Annotated in this window: 18 protein-coding genes and 1 pseudogene; 9 read left to right on the top strand and 10 right to left on the bottom strand. The window is 74.5% G+C overall.

Going from position 1 to position 23,994, the window contains the following annotated elements:
* Nucleotides 1-8 precede the first annotated feature (8 nt).
* Complete coding sequence (locus BLS70_RS15280) at nucleotides 9-1,679, bottom strand: alpha-amylase family protein (RefSeq protein ID WP_091769731.1); 1,671 nt, start codon at nucleotides 1,677-1,679, stop codon at nucleotides 9-11.
* Nucleotides 1,676-2,668 (bottom strand): TIGR03885 family FMN-dependent LLM class oxidoreductase, encoded by a 993-nt coding sequence (locus BLS70_RS15275; RefSeq protein WP_091769729.1) that lies wholly within the window; start codon nucleotides 2,666-2,668, stop codon nucleotides 1,676-1,678. Before BLS70_RS15275 ends, BLS70_RS15280 begins: the two co-directional genes overlap by 4 nt.
* Before the next feature lie 69 nt (nucleotides 2,669-2,737).
* Between BLS70_RS15275 and BLS70_RS21385 the strand changes: the two genes are divergently transcribed.
* Nucleotides 2,738-3,367 carry a DUF2238 domain-containing protein gene (locus tag BLS70_RS21385; protein ID WP_255362497.1) on the top strand — a complete coding sequence of 210 codons (630 nt, stop codon included), beginning with the start codon at nucleotides 2,738-2,740 and terminating at the stop codon, nucleotides 3,365-3,367.
* Here BLS70_RS21385 and BLS70_RS15265 read toward each other — a convergent pair.
* Both BLS70_RS15265 and BLS70_RS15260 read right to left on the bottom strand, forming a co-directional pair.
* A pseudogene (locus BLS70_RS15265) lies at nucleotides 3,354-3,852 on the bottom strand (LysE family translocator). The gene BLS70_RS21385 and the pseudogene BLS70_RS15265 sit on opposite strands and share 14 nt — an antisense overlap.
* Nucleotides 3,849-4,535, bottom strand: coding sequence for a hypothetical protein (locus BLS70_RS15260; protein ID WP_091769727.1), 687 nt, complete (start codon nucleotides 4,533-4,535; stop codon nucleotides 3,849-3,851). The pseudogene BLS70_RS15265 and the gene BLS70_RS15260 overlap by 4 nt, the downstream one beginning before the upstream one ends.
* Before the next feature lie 37 nt (nucleotides 4,536-4,572).
* Here BLS70_RS15260 and hrpB point away from each other — a divergent pair, with 37 nt between their 5' ends.
* Together hrpB and malQ are read left to right on the top strand one after the other, a co-directional pair.
* Nucleotides 4,573-7,053 carry an ATP-dependent helicase HrpB gene (hrpB, locus tag BLS70_RS15255; RefSeq protein ID WP_218122442.1) on the top strand — a complete coding sequence of 827 codons (2,481 nt, stop codon included), beginning with the start codon at nucleotides 4,573-4,575 and terminating at the stop codon, nucleotides 7,051-7,053.
* A gap of 37 nt (nucleotides 7,054-7,090) precedes the next feature.
* Nucleotides 7,091-8,929: a 4-alpha-glucanotransferase gene (malQ, locus tag BLS70_RS15250; protein ID WP_091769722.1), complete on the top strand. Its 1,839-nt coding sequence runs from the start codon at nucleotides 7,091-7,093 to the stop codon at nucleotides 8,927-8,929.
* A gap of 76 nt (nucleotides 8,930-9,005) precedes the next feature.
* Here malQ and BLS70_RS20865 read toward each other — a convergent pair whose 3' ends face one another.
* Nucleotides 9,006-13,430 carry an ExeM/NucH family extracellular endonuclease gene (locus tag BLS70_RS20865; RefSeq protein ID WP_176946441.1) on the bottom strand — a complete coding sequence of 1,475 codons (4,425 nt, stop codon included), beginning with the start codon at nucleotides 13,428-13,430 and terminating at the stop codon, nucleotides 9,006-9,008.
* A 524-nt stretch (nucleotides 13,431-13,954) separates the two neighbouring features.
* On the opposite strand from BLS70_RS20865, the gene BLS70_RS21380 reads away from it, so the two are divergent.
* The 4 genes from BLS70_RS21380 to BLS70_RS15220 all read left to right on the top strand — a co-directional run bounded on the left by BLS70_RS21380 (nucleotide 13,955) and on the right by BLS70_RS15220 (nucleotide 15,654).
* Complete coding sequence (locus tag BLS70_RS21380; protein WP_233488778.1) at nucleotides 13,955-14,119, top strand: hypothetical protein; 165 nt, start codon at nucleotides 13,955-13,957, stop codon at nucleotides 14,117-14,119.
* 76 nt (nucleotides 14,120-14,195) lie between these two features.
* Nucleotides 14,196-14,393: a hypothetical protein gene (locus BLS70_RS15230; RefSeq protein WP_091769714.1), complete on the top strand. Its 198-nt coding sequence runs from the start codon at nucleotides 14,196-14,198 to the stop codon at nucleotides 14,391-14,393.
* 38 nt (nucleotides 14,394-14,431) lie between these two features.
* Nucleotides 14,432-14,884, top strand: a complete 453-nt coding sequence (locus tag BLS70_RS15225) for a hypothetical protein (protein ID WP_091769712.1) — start codon at nucleotides 14,432-14,434, stop codon at nucleotides 14,882-14,884.
* Nucleotides 14,872-15,654 (top strand): DUF998 domain-containing protein, encoded by a 783-nt coding sequence (locus BLS70_RS15220; RefSeq protein ID WP_255362496.1) that lies wholly within the window; start codon nucleotides 14,872-14,874, stop codon nucleotides 15,652-15,654. The genes BLS70_RS15225 and BLS70_RS15220 overlap by 13 nt, the downstream gene beginning before the upstream one ends.
* A 16-nt stretch (nucleotides 15,655-15,670) precedes the next feature.
* Here BLS70_RS15220 and BLS70_RS15215 read toward each other — a convergent pair whose 3' ends face one another.
* From BLS70_RS15215 to BLS70_RS15205, 3 genes are all read right to left on the bottom strand, one after another.
* Entirely contained in the window at nucleotides 15,671-16,681 is a 1,011-nt protein-coding gene (locus tag BLS70_RS15215) for an Acg family FMN-binding oxidoreductase (RefSeq protein ID WP_176946440.1), read from the bottom strand.
* An 86-nt stretch (nucleotides 16,682-16,767) separates the two neighbouring features.
* Complete coding sequence (locus tag BLS70_RS15210; RefSeq protein WP_091769708.1) at nucleotides 16,768-17,691, bottom strand: DMT family transporter; 924 nt, start codon at nucleotides 17,689-17,691, stop codon at nucleotides 16,768-16,770.
* 101 nt (nucleotides 17,692-17,792) lie between these two features.
* Entirely contained in the window at nucleotides 17,793-18,539 is a 747-nt protein-coding gene (locus tag BLS70_RS15205) for an SDR family oxidoreductase (protein WP_091769706.1), read from the bottom strand.
* 84 nt (nucleotides 18,540-18,623) lie between these two features.
* Between BLS70_RS15205 and BLS70_RS15200 the strand changes: the two genes are divergently transcribed.
* Entirely contained in the window at nucleotides 18,624-20,168 is a 1,545-nt protein-coding gene (locus BLS70_RS15200; protein WP_255362495.1) for a helix-turn-helix domain-containing protein, read from the top strand.
* Between the two features lie 78 nt (nucleotides 20,169-20,246).
* Here BLS70_RS15200 and BLS70_RS15195 read toward each other — a convergent pair whose 3' ends face one another.
* Entirely contained in the window at nucleotides 20,247-21,005 is a 759-nt protein-coding gene (locus tag BLS70_RS15195; RefSeq protein WP_091769704.1) for an SDR family NAD(P)-dependent oxidoreductase, read from the bottom strand.
* A 95-nt stretch (nucleotides 21,006-21,100) separates the two neighbouring features.
* On the opposite strand from BLS70_RS15195, the gene add reads away from it, so the two are divergent.
* Nucleotides 21,101-22,084, top strand: a complete 984-nt coding sequence (gene add, locus BLS70_RS15190) for an adenosine deaminase (protein WP_091769702.1) — start codon at nucleotides 21,101-21,103, stop codon at nucleotides 22,082-22,084.
* Here add and BLS70_RS15185 read toward each other — a convergent pair.
* Nucleotides 22,081-23,895, bottom strand: coding sequence for a PucR family transcriptional regulator (locus BLS70_RS15185; RefSeq protein ID WP_091769900.1), 1,815 nt, complete (start codon nucleotides 23,893-23,895; stop codon nucleotides 22,081-22,083). The two genes, add and BLS70_RS15185, sit on opposite strands and share 4 nt — an antisense overlap.
* Nucleotides 23,896-23,994: the final 99 nt, after the last annotated feature.

The following is a 23,994-nucleotide window of genomic DNA, read 5'->3' as shown; positions in this document are numbered from 1 at the left end:
GCGCGGCGTCACACGAGCCGCCGGCTGTCCTGGCCGACCACCCGCAGCCACCGGTAGCCGTAGCCCTCCAGCTGCAGTTCCACGCTCCCGTCGTCGGACAGCGGCGTGCTGCCCGGCTGCAGCAGGTCGACCAGGCGGTGCTCGGAGCCGCAGTCCTCCAGCGTCAGCGGCACGGTCCGGGGCTCCGGTCCCAGGTTGTGCAGGGCCACCAGCGCGCCGTCGTCCCAGGTGGACAGGTGCGCCAGCACCTCCGGGCAGGGGTGCTCGAGCACCTGGAACCCGCCCCAGCCGAGCTCGGGCGACTCGCGGTAGCGGCGGACGAGCAGCTTCATGAACGACAGCAGCGAGTCCGGGTCGTTGCGCTGGTCGGCGACGTTGACGAACTCCGGCGCGAAGCCGCCGTCCACCAGCGGTCCGGGCAGCTTCTCCCGGTCGGCGGGCGAGAAGCCGCCGTTGCGCCCCGAGGTCCACTGCATCGGGGTGCGGACGGCGAGCCGGCCCTCGGCGTCGAGGTCCTCCCCCATGCCGATCTCCTCGCCGTAGAACAGCACCGGGGTGCCGGGCAGCGAGAACAGCAGGCTGTAGACCATGCGCACCCGCCGCGGGTCGCCGTCCAGCATCGGCGGGAGCCGCCGGCGGAGGCCGCGGCCGTAGACCTGCATGCGCTCCTCGGGCCCGAACGCGGCGAACACCTCGGCACGCTCGTCGTCGGAGAGCTTGTCGAGGGTCAGCTCGTCGTGGTTGCGCACGAACGTGCCCCACTGCGAGTCCGGGTGCAGCGTCGGCCGGCCCTCGAGCGCGGTGACGAGCGGCCCGGCGTCGGACCGTGCCATCGCCAGGTAGAGGGCCTGCATGCCGATGAAGTCGAACTGCATGGTCAGCTCGTCGCCGTCCTCACCGCCGAAGAACTGCAGCTGATCCTCGTAGGGCAGGTTCACCTCCCCCAGCAGGACGCCGGTGCCCGAGCGCCGGCCGACGACCGAGCGCAGCGCCCGCAGGTACTGGTGCGGGTCGGGCAGCGCGCCACCGTCGCCGCCCTCGGTCTCGAGAAAGAAGGGGACGGCGTCGACGCGGAACCCGGACAGCCCCAGCTGCAGCCAGAACTCCATGACCTTGGCGACCTCGTCGCGGACCTTGGGGTTCGTGACGTTCAGGTCGGGCTGCTCCTTGTAGAACTTGTGCAGGTACCACTCCCCCGTCTTCTCCGACAGCGTCCAGATGCTGTCCTCCTGGTCGGGGAAGACGACCTGGTCGGAGGTGTCCGGCGGCGGGTCGGAGCGCCACACGTAGAAGTCACGGAACGGCGAGTCCTTCGACTGCTCCGCCGAGCGGAACCACGGGTGCTCGCGCGAGGTGTGGTTGACGACCAGGTCGGCGATCACCCGCATGCCCCGGTCGTTCGCGGTGCGGATCACCTCGACCAGGTCCCCGTGCGTGCCCAGGCGGGGGTCGACGCCGTAGAAGTCGGTGATGTCGTAGCCGTCGTCGCGCTCGGCGGTCGGGTAGAAGGGCATCAGCCACAGGCAGGTGACGCCGAGGTCGGCAAGGTGGTCGATGCGCTGGGCCAGGCCCGCGAAGTCGCCGATGCCGTCCTCGTTCCAGTCCATGTAGGTCTCGACGTCGAGGCAGTAGACGACGGCGTTCTTCCACCACAGGTCGCTGGTGTCGGTGATCCTCATGCCCGCACCGCGACGACGGGGCCGGGCGCGGTGACGCCGAGCTGCGGGAGGACGGTCTCCCCGAAGGCGTCCAGGAAGGCGCGTTGCTCGACCCCGACGTGGTGCAGGTAGATCTCCTCGAAGCCCAGCTCCAGGTACTCCTGCAGCCAGGCCGTGTGCTGGCCCAGATCGGCCGAGACCCGGACCGCGCCGGCGACGTCCTCCGGGGACACGTGCGCGCTGGCCTGCTCGAACGCCTCCGGGCTGTCGAGGTCCCAGCACAGCGGCGGCGGGAAGACGTTGCTCCGCCACTGGTCGTGCGCCATGCCCAGCGCGCGGTCCGGGTCCGGGTCCCAGGACACGTGGACCTGCAGCGCGAGCTTCCCCTGGCCGCCGGCGTCCCGGTAGGCGGCGATCATCTCGCGGAGCTTGTCGTGCGGCTGGTTGATCGTGACCAGGCCGTCGGCCCACGCGGCGCCGTTGCGGGCGGTGGCCACGCTGACCGCGGGGGCGATGAGCGCGGGCCGGACGTCGGGCAGGGTGTAGACCTTCGCCCGGTCGACGGTGACCAGCCCCTCGTGGCTGACCTCCTCCCCGGCGAGCAGCGCGCGGATGATGCCGACGCACTCGATCAGCCGGGCGTCCCGCAGCTCCTTGCGGGGCCACTTGTCGCCGGTGACGTGCTCGTTCATCGCCTCGCCGCTGCCCAGGGCCACCCAGAACCGGCCGGGGAACATGGCGCCGAGGGTGGCGATCGCCTGCGCGACGATCACCGGGTGGTATCGCTGCCCCGGGGCGTTCACCGCACCGAACGGCAGCGACGTCGTCGCCATGGCCGCCCCCAGCCACGACCACGCGAAGCCGGACTCGCCCTGCCGGGGGTTCCAGGGGGTGAGGTGGTCGGAGCACATCGCGGCGGTGAACCCCACCTCCTCGGCGTGCTGCACCGCCTTCAGCAGCTCCGCCGGGTGGACCTGCTCGTGGGAGTTGTGAAATCCGATGACAGGCATGGGCCATGCCTACCGCGCCCGGTGATCGTCCGCAGTCCCGGATACGGGTCCGCCCTAGGGTCGGCGGTCGTGCAGAGCTCCTCGACCACCTTCCGCGTCGTGCTCGCCGCCGACGTCGTCGTCAAGCTGGCCACGACCGCCCTGCTGGTGTTCGCCGCACTGCACCCGGACTGGCCGCAGTTCGCCGGCAAGGCGATGGCAGCCCGTGCGGTCGCCTACCCGCTGGGGTTGCTGGTGCTGCCGGTCGTCTGGTGGGTCGTCCGGCGCCGGTCCGGCCGGCGGTACCCGGCTCTTCCGGACCTGCTGGTCTCGATCCCGTTCCTGGTCGACACCGCAGGCAACGCGCTGGACCTGTACGACGCCGTGAGCTGGTTCGACGCCGCCTGCCACCTGGTCAACTGGGCGCTGCTGCTGGGCGGGCTGGCCGTCTCGCTCCCCCGCTGGCTGCACCCGTGGACGAGGCTGGGGCTGACGGTCGGACTGGGCTCGACGACGGCCCTGCTCTGGGAGGTCGGCGAGTACTACGCCTTCCTGCGGAACAGCCCGGAGCTCGCGACCGCCTACACGGACACGCTGGGCGACATGGTGCTCGGGACGACGGGGTCACTCCTCGCGGGACTCCTGGTGCTGCGGCTGCGGCCGAGCCACGTGCCGACGCGGACCGCGGTCCCGCAGTGGTCCCCGCTCAGCGAGCGGTGAGTGCCAGCCGCATGCCGAAGCCGACGAGGGTCGCACCGGTGACGCCGTCGATCGCCCGGACGGTGCCCGGGCGCCGCAACCAGCGGCTGAGCAGCGCGGCCGCGCCGATCAGCAGGGCGAACCACACCACGGTCAGCCCGGCGTGCACGGCGGCCAGCAGCAGACCCGGCAGCAGCGGGTCGCTGCCGGCGGGCAGGAACTGCGGTAGCAGCGCGACGTAGAAGACGCCGATCCTGGGGTTGAGCAGGTTGGTCAGCGCAGCGCAGCGCGGTGTAGGCGACCTCTGACGCCGTCAGCAGGGCCGAGATGCCGACCGCCGCCGACGCCCCCCACACGAACAGCCCGGTCAGGATGCCGGCGGCGGTGGCCACCGCCTCGCGCCGGCTGCGGGTGAGGGCCGCCCGGAGCACCAGAGCGGAGTCCAGACCCGGCGTGACGGTGAGCGCAGCCGCGACGACGGCGAAGCCCAGCACCTCGGAGGTCATGAGGGCATCGTGGCACCCCCAGCGCCCGCCGGGCCGAGCACAAGGTCGGCCACGCGCCCCGGCAGCACGGCGACGTCGAGGTGACTGCCGCTGCCGTCGCCCACCACCGGCCAACCGCGGCCCCGTGCCTCGGCGGCAGCGCCGTCATACGCCCCCGAGAGGTGGACGTACCGCGCGCCGTCCTCCGGCCAGCCCACCGGCACCGGGACGGCGACGTCGTAGAAGTCGGCCGGGAGCTCGTGCCCCTCGGCGCGGACCGCCGCACGCACCCGCTCGTCGGGCAGGAGCCCGTCCAGGGCGCCGGGGCCCCACCACGTCGTCCAGCCGGGGATGCGGTCGCCGCGCACCAGGCCCGCGACCAGATCGCGGATCTCCTCGTCGGCCTCCGTCGCCCCCCTCCGCGCCGGCACCGGCGCGTCGACCCAGACGACACGTGGGGCGCCGACGGCCAGGGCCACCGCCGGCAGCGTGATGCCCGCGCCGGAGAAGCCCAGGACGGCGTCCGCGGGCCCACCTGCGGCAGCGGCGTCCCGCCAGCGGTCCGGCCACCCGGCGGCCGTGCGCACCGTCGCCCGCAGGTCCGGCATCGCCACGTCGTGGCCACGGGAGTGCAGCTCGTCGGCCAGCGGCCCGAGCACGGCAGGCCCGAGCAGTGGCGGGTGGACGAGCAGCCAGCGGGCCATGCGCCCAGTGTGCGGGGCCGGCACCGACACTGGACCCGTGCTGCCACCGCCCGGGACGCCGGGGACCGACCTGCCGGTCCGCTCCGCGCTACCGGCCCTGGCCGACGCGCTCGCGGCCCGCGGCAGCGCCGTCCTGGTCGCCCCGCCCGGCACCGGCAAGACCACGCTGGTCCCCCTCGCGCTGGCCGGCGCCGTCCCGGGGCGGGTGCTCGTGGCCGAGCCGCGACGGGTCGCCGCCCGGGCCGCGGCCCGCCGCATGGCTGCGCTGCTGGGCGAGCAGGTGGGCGGCCGGGTCGGTTACAGCGTCCGGGGCGACAGCCGACGCAGCGCCGCCACCCGCGTCGAGGTGGTCACCACCGGGCTGCTGGTCCGGCGGCTGCAGGCCGACCCGGAGCTGTCCGGGATCGACGCCGTCGTGCTCGACGAGTGCCACGAGCGACACCTGGACACCGACCTGGCGCTGGCTTTCGGCCTCGACGTCCGCGCCGCCCTGCGCCCGGAGCTGCAGCTGCTCGCGATGTCGGCGACCGCCCAGGCGGAACGACTGGCCGGCCTGCTCGGCGACGACACCCGGCCGGCTCCGGTGGTGGAGGCCTCCGGCGCCCTGCACGACGTCGACGTCGTCTGGGCGCCGCCGGCCGGCCCGGTCGACCCGCCGCACGGGCTGCGGGTCGACCCCCGGCTCCTGGGGCACGTGGCGGCGACGGTCCGCCGGGCGCTGGCCGAACGCGCCGGCGACGTCCTGGTCTTCCTCCCGGGAGCCGGCGAGATCGGCACCGTGGCCCAGCAGCTCGGCGGGCTCGAGGCCGACGTCCTCCCGCTGCACGGGCGGCTGCCGGCGGCGGCCCAGGACGCAGCGCTCCGGACCGGGCCCCGGCGACGCGTCGTCCTGGCCACCGCCCTCGCGGAGAGCAGCCTGACCGTGCCCGGCGTCCGGACCGTCGTCGACGCCGGCCTCGCCCGCGTGCCCCGGGCCGACCTGGCGCGCGGCCTCGGCTCACTGGTCACGGTGCGGGCCTCGCGCGCGGCGGTCACCCAGCGCGCCGGCCGCGCAGGGCGGGAGGGGCCCGGTGCGGTCTACCGCTGCTGGACCCCCGCCGAGCAGGACCGGCTCCCCGCGCACGACGAGCCGGAGGTGGCCGTCGCCGATCTCACCGCCTTCGAGCTGGAGCTGGCGTGCTGGGGAGCGCCCGGCGGTGCCGGCCTCCCGCTGCTCGACCCGCCGCCCGCGGCGGCCCAGCTCGTGGCCGGGCAGACGCTGCGCACCCTCGGCGCGGTCGACGACGAGGGCCGGGCGACCCCCCGCGGGCGCGCGCTCACCGCCGTCGGCGTCCACCCCCGGCTGGCCCGCGCCCTGCTCGACGGCGCGCCGCTCGTGGGCCGCCGCCGGGCCGCCGAGGTGGTGGCGATGCTGTCGGCGGACCTCCCGTCCCGCAGCGACGACCTCGCCGCGACGTGGCGCGCGCTGCGCTCCGGCTCCGACCGCGGGGCCACCGCGCGCTGGCACGACGAGGTGGCCCGCCTCGAGCGGTCGGTGGACGACGTCGCGGCCCCGCGGCTGCCCGACGACATCGCCGCCGGGCTGGTGGTCGGCCTCGCCCACCCCGAACGGCTGGCTCGCCGACGCCCGGACAGCTCGAGCTACCTGATGGCCGCCGGCACCGGCGCGGAGCTGCCGCCGGGCACCGCGCTCTCCGGCGCGACGTGGCTGGCGATCGCCGTGGCCGACCGGTCCCCGGGGCGCCGGGACGCCCGGGTGCGGTCCGCCGTCGCGATCGACGAGGCCACCGCCCTGGAGGCCGGTGCCTCGCTGCACGCCGACGGGGACGAGGTGTCGTGGCGCGACGGCGACGTGCGCGGCGCCCGCGTGGAGCGCCTCGGCGCGATCGTGCTGGCCGAGCGGCCGCTCGCCTCACCCGACCCCGCTGCGCTGACGGCGGCGGTCGGCGAGGGGCTCCGCCGCGAGGGGCTTGGCCTGCTCACCTGGACGACGGCGGCCCGCCGCCTCCGCGAGCGCCTGGCCGCCGCCCATGACGGCCTGGGCGACCCGTGGCCGGCCGTCGACGACGAGGCACTGCTCGCCGCGCTCGACCTCTCCGGCGCCCGACGCCGCGCCGACCTCGCCCGGCTCGACGTCGTCGCCGCCCTGCGCGCCCTGGTGCCCTGGCAGCTGAGCGGGGAGCTCGACGCCGTCGTCCCCGATGCCGTGACCGTCCCGACCGGCTCGCGGATCCGCGTGGACTACGGGGATCCGGCCGTACCCACGCTGTCGGTCCGGGTGCAGGAGGTGTTCGGCTGGGCGCAGGCCCCGCAGGTGGCCGGCCGGTCGCTGCGGCTGCAGCTGCTGTCCCCCGCGCAGCGGGTCGTCGCCACCACCGCCGACCTCGCCGGCTTCTGGACCACCGGTTACCCGGCCGTCCGCAGCGAGCTCCGCGGCCGCTACCCCCGGCATCCCTGGCCCGAGGACCCGGCCGCGGCACCTGCCACGAAGCGAGCTTCCCCACGGTCGCGTCCCTGAGACTGCGGGCTCGGCGCCCCCCGGCGAGGATCGCCTCGTGACAGGGACACCGACCACGGACCACTGGGGCATCGATGCGAGCTGGCTGGACGCGCTCGACGAGGAGCACGAGGTAGCGCAGGAGACCATCGAGAAGCTGCGCGAGATCATCGGGACGCCGCCGGAGGACCTCGAGGGGCGAGCGCCGATCGTCGCCCGCCCCGGCGACTCCCTGGAGGTCGAGGGCGGCGAGGTCATCTGCGAGGACGGCGAGGTCCGCTCGATCGCCGGCTCCCTGCCCGCCGACTTCCCGCTCGGCTACCACTGGCTGCAGTCCGCCGACGGGCGCCGTCGCCGGCTCATCGTGTCCCCGGGCCGGTGCTGGCTGCCCGAGCAGCGGACCTGGGGCTGGGCGGTACAGCTCTACGCCGCCCGGAGCCAGGACAGCTGGGGCATCGGCGACCTCGGCGACCTGCGCAGCATCCGTCGCATGGCCGCCGGGCAGGGCGCCGGCTTCGTGCTCATCAACCCCCTGCACGCCGTCGCCCCCATCGCCGAGCAGGAGGCCAGCCCCTACCTGCCGGCGACGCGGCGCTTCCTCAACCCGATCTACCTGCGCGTTCCGGAGGTGCCCGGCGCCGACGCCGTGGACCTGGAGGAGGACGCCGGGCGGGCGCTGAGCGACGGTGAGCTCATCGACCGCGACGCCGTCTGGGCCCGCAAGCGCGAGGTGCTCATGCGGATCTTCTTCGCCCACGGGGGCGGGGAGGCGTTCGGGCGCTGGCGCGAGGAGCAGGGGCAGACCCTGCAGGACTGGGCCACCTGGGCGGCCATCACCGAGGAGCACGGCGCCGACTGGCACACCTGGCCCGAGGAGCTCCGCCGGCCGGGCAGCAAGGCGCTGGCCGCCTACGTGGAGCGGCACGGCGCGGTCGTCGCCTTCCACGCCTGGCTGCAGTGGGCCCTCGAGCTGCAGTTCGCGGCCGCCACCGACGGCATGACGGTCATCCAGGACCTCCCGATCGGCTTCGCCGGCGGCGGCGCCGACGCCTGGACGTGGCAGGACGTGCTCGCCGACGGCGTGAGCGTCGGCGCCCCGCCGGACGCCTTCAACTCGACCGGGCAGGACTGGGGCTCGCCGCCGCTGATCCCGTGGCGGCTGCGCGACGCCGACTACGAGCCGTTCATCCAGTCCATCCGCGCCACCATCGCCGGCGCCGGCGGCCTGCGGATCGACCACGTCATGGGGCTGTTCCGGCTGTGGTGGGTGCCGCGCGACGGCACCGCGGCCGACGGTGCCTACGTGCGCTACCCGGCCGAGGACCTGCTCGACATCGTCGCCCTGGAGAGCCACCGGGCGCAGGCCCTCGTGGTCGGCGAGGACCTCGGGACCGTGGAGAACGGCGTCCGCGAGGCCATGGCCGAGCACGGCGTGCTCTCCTACCGCCTGCTCTGGTTCGAGGACGACGACCCCGCGGAGTGGCCGGCCGAGGCGATGGCCGCCATCACGACCCACGACCTGCCGACGGTCGCCGGCCTGTGGAGCGGCGCCGACGTCGAGGAGCAGCGCGAGCAGGGCACCGGGACGGACGTGGAGCTCGAGCGCGGCCGCTCGTCCCTGCTCGAGCACCTGCCGGGCCTGGCCGACGACGCCACGCCGGAACAGGCGGTCGAGCAGGCTCACCGGCTGCTGGCCCGGGCGCCGTCGCTGCTGCTGTCGGCCACGCTGGACGACGCGGTCGGCGAGCCCCGTCGCCCCAACATGCCCGGAGCGGACGACCGCCCCAACTGGTCGCTGCCTCTCCCGGTCCTGGTCGAGGACCTGCCGGAGCACCCGCTGCTCCGGCAGGTGGCCCGCACCCTGGCCGAGGGCGTGGCCGGAGCCGCTACCGACTGAGCCGGACGCACGAACGACCGGAGGCCGGCCCCCGTTCTGGGGACCGGCCTCCGGCCGCGTGCTGGGACCTGCGGAATCAGTCCGCGAGGCCCTTCCGGCGCCGGGCCGCGACCACGGTCGCCGCACCGGCGGCGGTCAGGAGGAGCCCCAGGCCGACCAGGCCGGTGACCTCGGCCCCGGTGTAGGCGAGGGAGTCCCCGCCCTTCCCGAAGTCGTCCCCGCTGCCGGCGTCCCAGTTGCCGGAGCCGTTCCCGTTGCCGGAGCCGTTGCCGGAGCCGTTGCCGGAGCCGTTGCCGGGGCCGTTCCCGTTCCCGTTCCCGTTGCCGGAGCCGTTCCCGTTGCCGGAGCCGTTCCCGTTGCCGGAGCCGTTCCCGTCACCGGGCTGCTCCCCGTTCCCGTTCCCGGAGCCGTTGCCGTCACCGTCACCCGGCTGCTCCCCGTCACCGTCACCGTCACCGGGCTGCTCGCCGTCACCGTCACCGTCGCCGGGCGGCGGCGTCGAGCCGTCGGTCAGGGTGACGCGGCCGAGGTAGTCCGCCGGGTCCAGCCCCGGGTTGTCCTCGATGTAGGCCTGGAAGCCCTCGAAGTCGATCAGACCCGTCTCCTCCGACGTGCCCTCGGCGAACGCGGTGAAGTTGTCACCACCCGAGGCCAGGAAGCTGTTGGTCGCCACCCGGTAGGTCGCGCTCAGGTCGATCGGCTCACCGGAGATCCGGATGCTGTCGACGATGATGCGCTCACCGGCCGGCTGCTCCGGGTCGTAGGACCAGGTCAGCTCCTCGGACGTCCCCAGTGCGAGGAACGGACGCGAGCTGCCTTCCGGCTGCCACTGCTGCTCGAGGACCCGCACCAGCTGCTCGCCGGTCAGGCTGACCACGATCAGGTCGTTGGCGAACGGGGTCACCGCGTTGGCCTCGGCCAGGGTGATCTCCCCGGGTGCACCTTCCTCGTCGAAGAGGAGGTCGGCGCGCAGCCCACCGGGGTTGACCAGGCCGAGGTCGGCCGGCGCCCCCGCCGACAGCTCGGTGCCGTAGACGTAGGAGTCGGCGACCAGGCCGCCGATCGCCGAGTACGACCCGCGGTCCTCGGTGCCGTCGGCGGTGAAGGCCCGCGTGATGTCGGCGACCAGCGAGCCGATGACCTCGCTGCCCACCTCGTCGGCGAAGGCCTCGGCCTCGGCGACGGTCCCGGCGACCTCGGCGACCCGCGGGTACGCGGCGACGAGGTCCTCCTCCGACCGCTCGGTGAGCTCCAGGTTCTCGACCTCGAACTCGATCACCTCGTCGGTGGCCTCGTCGAAGGTCAGCGAGATGCGGCCGAGCAGCTCACCGTAGGACCCGCTCTGGATGACCGGCCGGGTCTCCCCGCCGTCGCCCACCGGCGCCTCCCACGCGAAGGTCTGGTGGGTGTGGCCGCTGAAGATCGCGTCCACGTCGGCGTCGACGTCAGCGAGGATGTCGGCGAATGCGGTGTCCGCGGCCCGCTGCTCCTCCAGGTCGTCGCCGGGGGGACCCTCGTGGGCGAGCAGGACGATCACGTCGGCCTCGTCGCCGGCGCCGTCGGTGAGCTCACCGACGACCCGGTTGGCGGCCTCGACCGGGTCCCCGAAGGTGATCCCCTCGATGCCCGCCGGGGAGACCAGGGAGCTGGTCTCCTCGGTGACCACGCCGATGAAGGCGACCGAGACACCGGCAGCGTCCGTGAGGACGTACTCCGGCAGGGCGGGGTCGCCGTTGTCGAAGTAGACGTTGGCACCCAGGTAGGGGAAGTCGGCCAGGCCGCTCTCCCCGTCCACGCCGACCCGGTTGATCAGGTCCTCGAAGCCACGGTCGAACTCGTGGTTGCCCACCGTGGAGACGTCGAGGCCCATCTCGTTGAGCACCTCGAGCGTCGGCGCGTCCTGCTGGACGGAGCTGACGAACGGCGAGGCGCCAATGATGTCACCGCCCGAGACCAGCACGGTGGCGTCGATGTCGTCGCGCTCCCGCTGCTCCTCCACCGTGCCGGCGAGGGCGACGGCCTCGCCCAGCCGGCCGTGGAAGTCGTTGAACCCGAGCAGCTGGAGCTCGGTGAGGCCGTCGTCGATGACGCCGCCGTCCCCGGGCTCGCCCAGGTCCAGGCCCACGATCAGCGGGTCGTGGTCGCTGGAGCGGAACTGGTGCGGGGCGTAGAGCGCCGGGTCGCCGGTGTACTGGTAGGCGAAGGACTCCACCGAGTTGATGTTCCAGTGCGCGGCGTCGGTCACCTTGGCCGTCAGGCCCGCGGTCGACATCGCGTGGTCCAGGGATCCGGACTGGTCGTCGAACACGTAGCTGTAGCGGCCCGGGTCGAAGGCGGTGCCCAGGTCGGTCAGGCCGGCCGCCTCGAGGACCCGGATCGGGTCCTCCTGGGAGTAGGCGTTGAGGTCGCCCAGCACCATCACGTCGTCGTCGCCGGTGCTCGCCTGCAGCTCCTCGACGAAACCGGCGAGCGCCTCGGCCTGGCCGATGCGGTCGGGGTTGGAGGCACCCTGGCCGTCACCCTGGTCGGCGTTGGCCCCCGAGCCGCTGCCCTTGGACTTGAAGTGGTTGGCGACGACGGTGAAGACGTCGCCCTCGGCCTCGAAGGTCTGGGCGATGGGCTCGCGGGCGTTGTCGAAGTTGGTCTCGTCGACCAGCCCGACGGCGTCCCCGACCGGCGTCACGGACGCCGGCTGGTAGATGACCGCGTTGCGGATGACGTCGCGGTCGGTGCCCAGCAGCTCCTCCGGGAAGGCGCTGTAGGCCCACTTGGCGGAGCCGGCGGCCGCGTTCAACCGCCCGACCAGGTCGGCGACCGCCTGGTCCGGGCCGCCGTCCCCGAAGCCGGTGGAAGCGGTGTCCTCGATCTCCATGAGCGCCAGCACGTCGGCGTCCATCGCGTTGATGGCCGTGACGATCTTGGCGGCCTGGCGCTCGAAGGCGGCCTGGCTGCGGGCGCCCCGGGCATCGGAGCCGGTGAAGGTGAGGAAGTAGTTCAGCACGTTGAACGCGCCGACCTGGATGTCGCCGCCGACCGGGTCCGGGGACTCCGGCCGGGTGTCCTGCGGCGCGAACACGCCGTCCGCGGTGCCGTCGGCCGGGAAGAGCCGCCACTGGTCGAAGCCGTAGCCCATGACCAGCGGCTCGGTGAAGTCGACCACGTCACCGACGCGGACGGGGTTCGCCGACGTCAGGTACGGGGCGGTCTCGACGCTGGTGCGGCCACCGACCGCGTCGTCGAGGACGATGCGGCGCAGCTCGTTCTGGACCGCGATCGCCTCGGCAGCCGGCCCCGGGGGCGCGAGCTCGGTCGGCTGCACCAGCAGGCCGCCCTCGGAGAGGGTCAGGTCGCCGAAGCTGGTGAGGTCGTAGACCTCGCTGACGGTGAGGTCGTCCACCGGCTCGACGCGCATGCCCTCGACCCGCTCGCGCGCGTCGTCGTCGGCCGGCAGGTCCAGCGGGGTGGCCGCGGGGAGGTCGGCCGCAGTGCCCTCGGCGCAGACGGTGACGGTGTTGCCGTCGCCGATCTGGGTCTGCCCGAAGTACTCCGCCGCGGGGCCGCTCACGGTGACGGTGTCGCCGAGGTCCACCGCCGCGGGGCTGAAGACGAAGACGCCGTCGGACGTGGCGGGGTTGGCGTCGCCGGCGTCCTGCACGAAGAAGCCGGACATGCCGGGCAGGTCGCCGACGACGACGCCGCGCACGGTGACCGTCTGGCCGTCGAGCGGCGTCGTGTCGCCGGTGCCCTGCACCGTCCCGACCGCGTGGGTCGGCTCGGTCGCACAGGCGTCGCCGGGGGTCTCACCGTCTCCGGGGGTCTCACCGTCTCCGGGGGTCTCACCGTCTCCGGGGGTCTCACCGTCTCCGGGGGTCTCACCGTCACCGGGCGTCTCGCCGCCTGTGGTGGGGTTGACCGCGCCGCGCGTGCTCGCCGCGGGACCGGCCCAGACCAGTGCGTCCGCAGCGGCGTCGTAGGTGCGGGACAGCGACTGGCCGGCCGGCTCGTTGCCTGCCTCCGAGACGCCGATGTCGACGCTGGTCGTACCGGCAGCCAGGCCGTTCGTCGCCGCGAAGGTCCCCTCGTAGGAGAGGAACTCCAGGACGGCGCCGTCACGGATGAGGGCCAGCGCGTCCGGTGCGCCGTTCTGGATGCCGTTGGCCGGACCGTCGACGGCCACGACAGCGGGGGCATCTGCCGGCGCGGTCACCTCGGGGAGAGCGAGCGTGCCGTAGGTGGCGCCGTTGCTCCCGTTGTAGAGAACGACGGACAGTCCCGCGGAGCTGGTCCCGGCAGGCAGGTGGACCTCGACGAACTCGCCGGTGTCCGTGCCGTCGTTGTCGTAGTGGATCTCCGAGATGAAGGGCGCGGTCGGGGGCGCCGCGAGGGCGAGCGCGGGCATGCCGACCACTGCCATGGAGACAGCGGCGGTGCCGATGGCGGCGCGGCGTCCGAGGGCACGTGCAGTGCCTGATCGCCGTGCGGTGCCGAGGATTTCGGGCACGCGTTGATCCTTCCGAGGGACTGGATGCGGTGGAGCTGGGTGACGGCGGCGGACGTTAAGGACCGCTTGCGACCGCCAGGTAACGAATCGGGAACGCGACGCCACGAGACGCGTGTCGGTGCCCGCACCCCGGTAGCGGACATGCAGTCGCCCCTGCACGGAGAGTGGCGACGCCGCCGTCCGACGCAGCCGGCCATAGAACGGGGCCCCGAGATCGGCCACTGGAGATCCAGTGGTGCTGGCCACAGCAAAACGGCACGCAGTGTTCACAATCGGACACGCCACCTTCGGCACCTGTCGAACGGGTGTTCGATCCGTGCGACCCTCTCCAGGTGGCCGGAGGGATGCAGCGGGGCGGGGCGAGGCAGTCGCTCGCCGAGCGGGCGGCGCTCTCCGGGCGGTCCTCGGCCGACCCCGACCCGATGCCTCGGGACGTACCGCCTACCGCCCCCACCCCGCCCCCGGCGCCGGCCGCCTCCGCCGGCGGTGCAGCCGGGCGCGGTGGGGAGGGCAGGCACTGCTGGGTGCACGACCCACCGGACGCGCCGGGAACGTGGCCGGGACTGCTGGTCGAGTGGCGCCAGCGGCACGGCGCCTGGCAGGGCCGGGTCACCTACGCGGTGACCGGCCCGGACGGGCCGGCGCTGATCGAGAACTGGCTGCCGGCGGCGCGCCTCGAGCCGCGGTGAGCCTCGTCCCGGGTTAGGCCGGGCGACTGGTGGCTATGGCCCGAGGGACAGCAATCGCGACGGACGGAGCACCTCGATGACCACCCCCGACCAGCCGGACCTGGACGACGTCCTCCTGCCCGAGGAGAACGTGACCCGGGACCGCACGCAGCACGCCAAGGACCCGCACCCCAGCGACGAGGTGCTCGAGCACCGCACCGAGCTGGAGCGCCAGGCCGTGGGCTCCGACGACGCGGACCCCGCCGGCGCCGAGCGGCACGCCGCCACCGACTGAGGGAGGACACCGTCCCTCTCACCACTCGCAGGCTCACGGTGAGCCTCGGGACGGGGCCGGACGCATGGGCAGCGTGGCTGCTCAAGAGCACTCGGCCACCGACGGAGATCGATCCCGGCTGGGCGCCGGGCGAGGAGCGGGAGCTGACCCGCTGCGTCCGGCGCTCCTACCGGCTCGACCTGATCGCCCCGGGCCAGCCCGTCCTGCTGTGGGTGAGCGGTCGCGTGCTGCCCGGCGTCCACGCCGTCGGCACCGTCACCGGGGCCCTGCGGGAGGACACAGGAGGCGACGACGGCCCGGCCCTCCCGGTGCGGCTGACCCGCCTCCCCGATCCCGTCGAGCGGGGCGAGCTGCTGGCCGATCCCCACTTCCGCACCGCCGAGGTGCTGCGGATGCCTGCCGGGAGCAACCCGTCGTGGCTGTCCGCGGCGCAGCTCGAGGCGGTGCTGGCGCGGGCCGGGCTGCAGCGGCTGGGACGATGGACCCCGTGACTCCCTCCCGACGCCGCTGGGGCGCGCTCGCCTGGCTGGCGACGCTGCAGTTCTTCGTCGTGGAGACGGTGGTGCAGCTCCGCGGGCAGGGCCACTCGCGCGTCGACGACGTCATCAGCGACCTGGGCGAGACGACCTGGCCCGGGCACCAGGCTATGAACGCCTCGTTCGTGGTCCAGGCCGCACTGGTCCTCGGCGGCGCCCTCCTGCTGCTGCCCGTCCTCCGCGGCGGCGCCGGCCGAGCGGCCGCCTACCTGCTGGGGATCGCCTCGGTGGGCACCCTGCTCGTCGGCGTCTTCCCCTCCGACCGCTCCGACACCTGGCACGGCACGGGCGCGGCGCTCTACCTCGTCGGGAGCGCCGTCGGCCTCATCTGCCTGGCGTACGCCCTGCGCCGCCGGTCGGAGGTGCTCGGCACCGTGCTGGTCCTGCTGGGCCTGGTCGGGGCAGCGGCGACGACGTTCTTCGTCGCCGACGTCGAGGTGCTGGCCCGGGGGGCGACCGAGCGGGCGGCCGCCTACGTGCTGCCCGTCGGGCTGGCCCTCACCGCCCTCTTCCTGTGGCGGGCAGGCAGCACCGACTCCGCCGGCGTCCAGGAGGCACGGACGCAACGCGCGGAGCGCGCCCGCGAGCGCGACGAGGCGCTGGAGGCAGCTGCGCGCCGCGCGGAGAGCCGGACCCCCGCGCCCGGGACCACGGGCGCCGGGCCGGTGGACGACACGGACACCGACGCCGAGGACCACTGGGCGCCGGCGCGGCGCAGCGACTGATCGACCGGCGCGGCGCTCAGCCGTCGGATGCGGGCGCCAGCACCTCGTCCACCGGACGACGACCGCTGGCCGCCACCGGAGCGCCCTCCTGCGGGTAGCCCATCCGCAGGAGCATCTGCGGATACCCGACCAGCGAGAGCCGCGTGCGCAGGCGTGCCCGGGTGGCCGGCCAGTCCAGCGCCTGGGTGAGCGACGAGGCGGCGATCCCGGCGGACGTCGCCAGCAGCAGCACGCGCCCCAGGGCACGGCCCGCCTGGAGCCAGTCGTACCGGTCGTCGCCGTCGGTGCCCATGAGCACGACGGTGGGCCGCTCGACCTCGGGCGGCGGGGCGTCGGGGTCGTGGGCGGGACCGCTGGCCGCGTGCGGCCGGGTGCCCACGACGAAGTCGCGGATCGTCCAGTTCGAGGGCCGCTGGTGCGGGTCGCCGCTGGGCACCGCCTCGACCGGCACACCGTCCACGGCCGCGGGGTCGGTGCGCAGCCAGCTCTGCAGCTCGGCGAGGTACGCCGGGTCGCCCTGCTCCATCTCCTCGGCCCGGTCGATGAGGAAGACGGTGGCGACCTCCTCCTCGGAGCGGGTCACCGGCTTGAACCAGGCGCCGAAGGCGCCGGCCTCGGCCTGCAACCGGTCCAGCAGCTGGGCGGGCAGGTCCCGGGGCTGGAACGGGTCGCGCACGGTGTGCCGGTGATCGATCGCGGCCGCCAGCTCGCGGTCCAGGGCCGTGGCCTCGATGGGGCCGATCAGCCGGAGGGTGGCCAGGTGGTCGCCGTCGCCCGCGTCCGGCAGCAGCTCCACCTCGGTCAGCCAGCCCGCGGCCGCGAGGGCGACGACCGCGAACTCCACGGCGACGCCGCAGCTGATCACCTGCTGCCGGCCGGTCGGGTCGAGCACCGGCAGCGCGCGGCCCGGGTCGACGTAGAGGTCGAGCTGGTCGGCCGTGGCGGTGAACCGCCACGGCTGGGTGTTGTGGATCGAGGGCGCCTTCGTGGCGGCACCCACCACCTGCGTCCACTCCTGCTGCTCCACCGTGGTCCTCCCGGTCGTCGTCCCGGGTGCCTGCCTACCCCATGAGGCGGGGGCGCTGCACACGCGGCCCGCGTCCGCCCGGAAGCTCAGGCGCCCGCGGCGAGCGGCGCGGGCTCCGGCGTCGTCGCGCGGCGCTGACCGCCCCGCCGGGAGAGCGCCACGCCCGCCAGGCACACCGCGCCACCGACGACGGCCAGCCCGGGCGGCACCTCGTCGAGGAACAGCCAGCCGAGCAGGATCACCAGGGGCGGCACCAGGTAGGTGGTCACCCCCAGCCGGCCGGCGTCCATCCGGCGCAGCGCGTAGGCCCACGTGCTGAACGCCAGCGCCGTCGGCACCACCCCGAGGTAGACCATGCCGGCCACGGACCCCGCCGGCGCCGTGCGCAGGTCACCGACCAGCACACCGGCCCACGGCAGGCAGCAGACCGCACCGATGGCGCAGGCGAGGAAGGTGACCTGCAGGCCGGGGAGCCGGCGCAGCAGCGGCTTCTGGGCGACTACCCCGATGGCGTAGGTGACGGCGGCGACGACGCACAGCAGCACTCCCACCAGGTCGGCGTCGGCGCCCCGCGTGGCGCTGCCGATCAGCAGCACGCCGGCGAAGGCGACGGCCACACCCACGACCAGCCACCGCGGGAAGCCCTCGCCGAGCAGCAGACCGGCGAGGACCGCGATGAGGATCGGGCCGATGTTGACCAGCATCGCCGTGGTGCCGGCGTCGAGGTGCTGCTCGGCCGCGTTGAGCGCCACGTTGTAGATGCCGAACCAGCCGACGCCGCAGACCGCCAGCAGGGTCCACTCCCGACGGTCGGGGGCAACCCAGCCGCGCCCGACGAGCAGCGCGCCCAGCACCGTGGCGCCGACCAGCAGCCGCCCCAGCGCCAGTGCGCCGGGTGAGAGGTCCTCCCCCACCCCGCGGATGGCGACGAAGGCCGAGGCCCAGGCCAGCACCGTGACGACGACGGCCAGGACGGTGCGCCCGGCGAGGACGGGTGTCGGAGAGCTCACGGCCGCACCCTAGGCACGGGCACCGACAGGTTCCTCGCGGTTTCCGGCCGTCGCAGCCGGTGCGGCGGTCGCGGCGCGCAATCCGGCAGGATCGCCGCGCTTCAGCCCAGGAGGTGCTCCGCGTAGGTGCGCCGTCCACGCGCACCGCCGCCCGGGAGGGCCGCACCGTCCCGCGCGGCCGAGCTCATCCGGCCCGGCACCGGCGTGGCCACCACGTGCACGCCGGGCGCCCGGGCGCCGGCCCACGCGCGCGCCAGCTCGGCCACGGTGAGCGCCTCCGGGCCGCCGAACTCCACCACTGCACCGGCCGGCGGACCGGCGCTGACCTCCACCAGGTGGCCCGCGACCTCCGCCACGTCGACCGGCTGCACCCGCCACCCCATCGGCACGGGCAGGACGGGTCCGCGCCGGGCCGTCGAGAGGAGCTCGTCGACGAAGTCGTGGAACTGGGTCACCCGGACCAGGGTGACCGGCAGGCCCGAGGCGAGCAGCACCTGCTCGGCGGCGAACTTGGCCCGGTAGTAGCCGAAGGGGATCCGGTCGACGCCGACGATCGAGACGTACACGAGGTGGCGCAGCCGGTCCCGGTCCACCGCCTCGACGAGCCGGCGGGTGCCGGCGACGTCGACCTGCCACGGGTCCCCGCGCGGATCGCTGGCGGCGTGGACGACGACGTCGGCGCCGGCCAGCGCCGTCCGCAGGTCGAAGCCGGTGGCGAGGTCACCGCGCACGCCACCCGGCCCGGTGCCGCGCCGCGACATCTGCCGCACCACCGAACCCGCGTCCCGCAGCCGCGGGACGAGGTGCTGCCCGAGGCGGCCGGTGCCGCCGGTGACGAGGACGTCCATGCGCCCATCCTGGACCGGAAACCTTTCGGGTGGCACCGGCACGGCGCAGCCGGGTGTATCTCATACACGAGATAACGTGACCCGGTGACGGTCACCGAACTCTCCCCCGACACCGCGATGCACCGGATCGGCGCGCTGGTCCGCGACGCCCGGCGGCACCGGGGACTCACCCAGCAGCAGCTCGCCGAGCGGCTGGGCACCAGCCAGAGCGCGGTCGCCCGTATCGAGCAGGGGAACCAGAACCTCACGCTCGAGCTGCTGGGCCGGCTGTCCGCGGCCCTGGAGAGCGAGCTGATCCGCGTCGGCCCGGCCGGCCCCACGCACCTGCGGGTCACCGGCGGGCGGCTGCTCAGCGGCAGCGTGGCGGTGAAGTCGTCCAAGAACGCCGCCGTCGCACTGCTGTGCGCGGCACTGCTCAACCGCGGCCGGACGACGCTGCGCAACGTGGCCCGCATCGTCGAGGTGGAGCGGATCCTCGACGTCCTCCGTTCCATCGGCGTCTCCGCCACCTGGGACGAGGCCGGTCACGACCTCACGCTCGTCGTCCCCGAGCAGCTCGACCTGGCCGGCATCGACGCCGACGCCGCCCGGCGCACCCGCAGCATCATCATGTTCCTGGGCCCGCTGCTGCACCGGGCGCCGGAGTTCGAGCTGCCCTACGCCGGTGGCTGCGACCTGGGCACCCGCACCGTGCAGCCGCACATGATCGCGCTGCGCCCCTTCGGGCTGGAGATCGAGGCGCGGGCCGGCGAGTACCACGGCACCGTCACACCGACCGGTGCCACGAGCCGGACGATCGTGCTGACCGAGCGCGGCGACACCGTCACCGAGAACGCGCTGCTCGCCGCTGCCCGCGCCGAGGGCACCACGACCATCCGCAACGCCAGCTCCAACTACATGGTCCAGGACCTGGTCCTGTACCTGCAGCTGCTCGGCGTGCAGATCGAGGGCCTGGGAACGACGACCCTCACCGTCCACGGGCAGCCGGTACTGGACGCCGACGTGGACTACACGATCAGCGAGGACCCGGTCGAGGCGATGAGCCTGCTGACCGCCGGCATCGTCACCGGCTCCGAGCTCACCGTGCGCCGGGCGCCGGTGGAGTTCCTGGAGATCGAGCTCGCGGTGCTGGCCGAGATGGGGCTTCGCTACGAGCTGTCCCCGGAGTACCTGGCCGACAACGGGCACACCCGGCTGGCCGACATCACCATCCACCCCTCGCAGCTGCGGGCGCCGATCGACAAGATCCACCCGATGCCGTTCCCGGGCCTCAACATCGACAACCTGCCGTTCTTCGCGGTCATCGCCGCGCAGGCGGAGGGGGCGACGATGATCCACGACTGGGTCTACGACAACCGGGCGATCCACCTCTCCGACCTGACCCGCCTGGGCGCCGACGTCCGGCTGCTGGACCCGCACCGCGTGCTCGTCGACGGCCCGACGCACTGGTCGAGCGCCGAGGTGGTCTGCCCGCCGGCCCTGCGCCCCGCGGTGTGCATCCTGCTGGCGATGCTGGCGGCGAAGGGCACCTCGGTGCTGCGCAACGTCGACATCATCGCCCGCGGCTACGAGCACCTCTACGAGCGCCTGGTGGAGATCGGCGCCGCCATCGAGGTCTTCCACGACTGAAGAAGGACCCCGTCCCTCTCACCACTCGCACGCTCGCGGCGAGCCTCCGGACGGGGCCGACGGCCGGTTACGCCCTCGTCACCGTTCCTGATCCGTAGGGCGGACGAGCATCTCGTTGACGGCGACGTGCCGGGGCTGGCTGACCATGTAGACCACGGCCCGGGCGATGTCCTCGGACTGCAGCGGCGTGATCATGGTCGCCATCTTCTTCGAGGCGGCCTTGGCCTCGGGCTGGGTGATGTGGTCGGTCAGCTCGGTGGCCACCGCCCCGGGCTCGACCAGCCCGATCCGCACACCGCGGCCGGTGACCTCCTGGCGCAGCGACTCGCTGAACGCGTTCACCGCCCACTTGCTGGCGTTGTAGACACCGGCACCCTTGCGGGCCAGCCGGCCGGCGACGCTGGAGACGTTCACGATGTCGCCGGCCCCCTGCTCGACCATGCCGTCGATCGCGGCGTGGGTCATGTACATGAGCCCCAGGACGTTGGTCGACATCATCCGGCGCCAGTCCTCGGGGTCGGCGCCGACGATCGTCCCCAGCAGCATGACGCCGGCGTTGTTCACCAGGACGTCGAGTCCGCCGAGCTCGGAGCGGGTGCGGGCGACCGCGTCGGCGCAGGCCTGCTCGTCGGTGACGTCGAGGTCCAGCTGCAGCACGGTGGCGCCGTCCCCGCGGAAACGACCGGCCAGCTCGTCGAGCCGGTCGCGCCGGCGGGCGCCGATGGCGACCGCCGCACCAGCCGCGGCGAGCGCCTCCGCCGTCGCCGCCCCGATGCCCGACGAGGCCCCGGTGACCAGGGCGACCTTTCCCTGCAGCGGACGGGCGGGGTCGCTCATGTGGGTCTCCTCCTCCGGGCCGCAGGGTGCGGCACTTCCCCGAACCCTGCCCCGGACCGGCACGGCACGCACACCGGCCCTCGTACGCTGCGCCGGTGCGCGACCTCTCCGCCCTGCCCACGGCGCACCTGCACGTGCACCTGGAGAGCACCGTCCGCCCGTCCACCGCGCGCGACCTCGCGGACGACCACGGGGTCGCGCTCCCGCCGCGGACACCGCGCCATGCCGGCTTCGGCGCCTTCGCCGAGGTGAACGGGGCGGTGCGCGACTGCCTGCGCCGGCCGGAGGACTTCGTCCGCGTGGCCCGGGAGTTCTGCGCCGACCAGCACGCCGACGGCGTGCGCTACGCGGAGGTGACGGTCACCGCGGCCGGCCACGGCGAGCGGCTCGGTGACCCGGAGATGCCGCTGGCGGCCGTGCTCGAGGGGCTGGCCATCGGCCGCGCCGAGACAGGTCTCGAGGTGCAGGTGCTCCTCGACCATCCGCGCCGCCGGTCGGTCGAGCGCTTCCGCCGGACCGTCGAGCTGGCCGCGCGGTACCGCGCGCAGGGCGTGGTGGGTGTCGGCTTCGCCGGTGCCGAGGACCACCCGCTGGCACCGTTCGCCGAGGTCGTGGCCGACGCCGCGGACGCCGGGCTGCACCTCGTCCACCACGCCGGGGAGACGGCCGGTCCGGCCAGCATCCGGGAGGCGATCGGTGTCGGCCGCGCCGAGCGCATCGGCCACGGCATCCGGGCGCTGGAGGACCCCGGCCTCGTGACCGAGCTGCGCGACCGCGGCATCCCGCTGGAGGTGTGCCCCTCCTCCAACGTCGCCCTCGGGCTCGTGCCGGGCCTGGCCGAGCACCCGCTGCCGGCACTCCGCGATGCGGGCCTGGTGGTCACCCTGTCCACCGACGTGCCGGCGGAGACGGGCTGGTCGCTGCCGGCCGAGTACGCGGCGGTGCGCGAGGTGCACGGCTGGGACGACGAGGCACTGGCCGAGCTGGCCCGGACCTCGGTGGACGCGTCCTTCGCCCCCGAGCCGGTGCGGCGTCGGCTGCACGCGGGCATCGACGCCTGGCTGGCCGGTCCCGCCTAGAGCAGTGAGTCCAGCCCCTCGTCGGGCGGCGGCGTCATCCCGGCTTCGAGCGGCGGGCGGTGCGGCTGGTCCAGGCCGCTCATCCGGGCGGCGTGCAGGGCCAGCAGCAGGTTCAGCCGCAGCGTCGGGTCACTGGTGAAGGGCCCGAGCATGCGCTCGAGCTTGCCGATCCGGTAGCGCATCGTGTTGTAGTGGAAGTGCAGCCGGCGAGCGGACTCCGCGACGTTGAGGTTGGTCTCGAGCAGCACCAGCAGCGTTTCGCGCAGGTCGGCGGAGTCGGCGTCCGTGGCGTCGGCCAGCGGGCCGAGCACCTCGTCGACGTAGGACCGCAGCTCGGTGCTGTCCGGGATCAGCGAGAGCAGCCGGAACACCCCGAGCTGGTCGAAGTGGGTGACCGAGGCCCCGCCCTGGATCTCCTGCCCGACGCCGAGTGCGCGCTGCGCCTGGCGGTGCGCCTCGGCGAGCTCGGACAGCGACCCGGCGGGCCGGCCGATGCCGGTCCCCAGCACGCGGCCCAGCCGGCGCAGGCGGCCGTTGACCCGGGAGGCGACGGCGGTCACGAGGGAGGACACCTCGTCGGGGGTGCGGCCGTCCAGCGGCAGGAGCGTGACGATCTCGGTGGCCAGCCCCGCGACGGCCGCGCCGGCCACCTCGGCCTCCAGCGCCGACCGCCAGCCGTCGGCCAGCCGGTCGAGGACGTCGAGCGCGCGGGTGGGGTCACCGCTGGCATCGGCGATGGTCTCGGTCGCGGTGACCAGGACGGCGACCGGCCCGTCGAGCCGCCAGCCGAAGGACCGGGTGTAGGCCAGGGTGCGCTCGGTGTGGCCCACCGAGCCGCCCACCAGCCGGCGCACCAGGTCGCCCTGGAAGCGCAGCTCCACGGAGTGCACCGCCTGGAGGCGGATGACCGAGAGCGCCGCGATGACCGCCGCGCGCTCCAGCACGCCGCCCGCGCCGACCAGCATCGCGCCGGTCCGGTGCACGGCGACCAGCCAACCGTGCCGCTGGTCGCCGGCCATGATCGGTGCGACCGCGTACTCCCCCACCCCGCCGGGCAGCTGGTGGTGGCCGGGCACGAGCAGGATGCCGTCGGCCGGTGAGAGGTCGGCGTCGGCGAGCACGTCGGCCGGGGTGACCACCGTGCGGTCGGCCCGCACGCCGGCCAGCCGCCGCGACGGCGTCAGCTCGGCCAGGGCGTCGTCGGCGGCGGCGTCCAGGAGCCACAGCCAGTCGCTGATCTCGGCGACGTCGTCCCGGGGGCCGGCGCTGGTGACGACCTCGCGGTCGGGTCCCAACCCGAGGACCGCCGCCCCGTCGAGCATCACGGCCAGCCGCTGGGTGACCTCGGCCAGCCCACCCCCGGTGAGTGCGACCTCCATGAACTGGTCGTCCATGCGCGAGTTGAGCGCGAGCGCCTGGCCCTGCTTGGTGACGACCGCGCCCAGGACCTCGGAGACGACCTCGTCCAGGCGCACACCGGCGGGCAGCGCCAGGACCGGCAGCCCACGGCGGTCGGCCTCGGCGAGCACCTCGGCCGGGATCGGCGGCGGACCCTCGGTGCGACGGAAGGCCAGCGCCGCGGTCCCCATCGAGTCCAGCCGCTCGACCAGCGCCCGGCAGTTGGCCGGGTCGGCGGGCGGCAGCCGGGCGCCCAGCACCACGAGCACGTCGATCCCGGCACCGGCGAGCGGGTCGGTCGGCTTGTCGATGACCATGTGCCGGACCGACCGCGCCAGACCGCTCGCCCCTGCGGCGACGGTGGTGCCGGCCAGCCCCGGAAGCTCCAGCGCGTCCTCGACGGTCAGTCCCATGCGCTCCTGCCAGCTCCCGCGCTCGGTCCGGGCGGAGTCGGTGCGCGGCGGCTCTTCGACGGCCCAGGTGCGCCGAAACGGCACGGTTCCGTCACGCTG

It is taken from the genome of Blastococcus aurantiacus (genome assembly GCF_900102425.1).
In the GTDB taxonomy this organism is placed as follows: domain Bacteria; phylum Actinomycetota; class Actinomycetes; order Mycobacteriales; family Geodermatophilaceae; genus Blastococcus; species Blastococcus aurantiacus.
This window is presented reverse-complemented; position numbering and strand designations above follow the sequence as displayed.

Coding starts and splice junctions, on each gene's coding strand:
- BLS70_RS15280 (WP_091769731.1), bottom strand. CDS start 1,679: ATGAGGATCACCGACACCAGCGACCTGTGGTGGAAGAACGCCGTCGTC.
- BLS70_RS15275 (WP_091769729.1), bottom strand. CDS start 2,668: ATGCCTGTCATCGGATTTCACAACTCCCACGAGCAGGTCCACCCGGCG.
- BLS70_RS15260 (WP_091769727.1), bottom strand. CDS start 4,535: ATGGCCCGCTGGCTGCTCGTCCACCCGCCACTGCTCGGGCCTGCCGTG.
- BLS70_RS15230 (WP_091769714.1), top strand. CDS start 14,196: ATGACCACCCCCGACCAGCCGGACCTGGACGACGTCCTCCTGCCCGAG.
- BLS70_RS15220 (WP_255362496.1), top strand. CDS start 14,872: ATGGACCCCGTGACTCCCTCCCGACGCCGCTGGGGCGCGCTCGCCTGG.
- BLS70_RS15205 (WP_091769706.1), bottom strand. CDS start 18,539: ATGGACGTCCTCGTCACCGGCGGCACCGGCCGCCTCGGGCAGCACCTC.
- BLS70_RS15195 (WP_091769704.1), bottom strand. CDS start 21,005: ATGAGCGACCCCGCCCGTCCGCTGCAGGGAAAGGTCGCCCTGGTCACC.
- BLS70_RS15185 (WP_091769900.1), bottom strand. CDS start 23,895: ATGGGACTGACCGTCGAGGACGCGCTGGAGCTTCCGGGGCTGGCCGGC.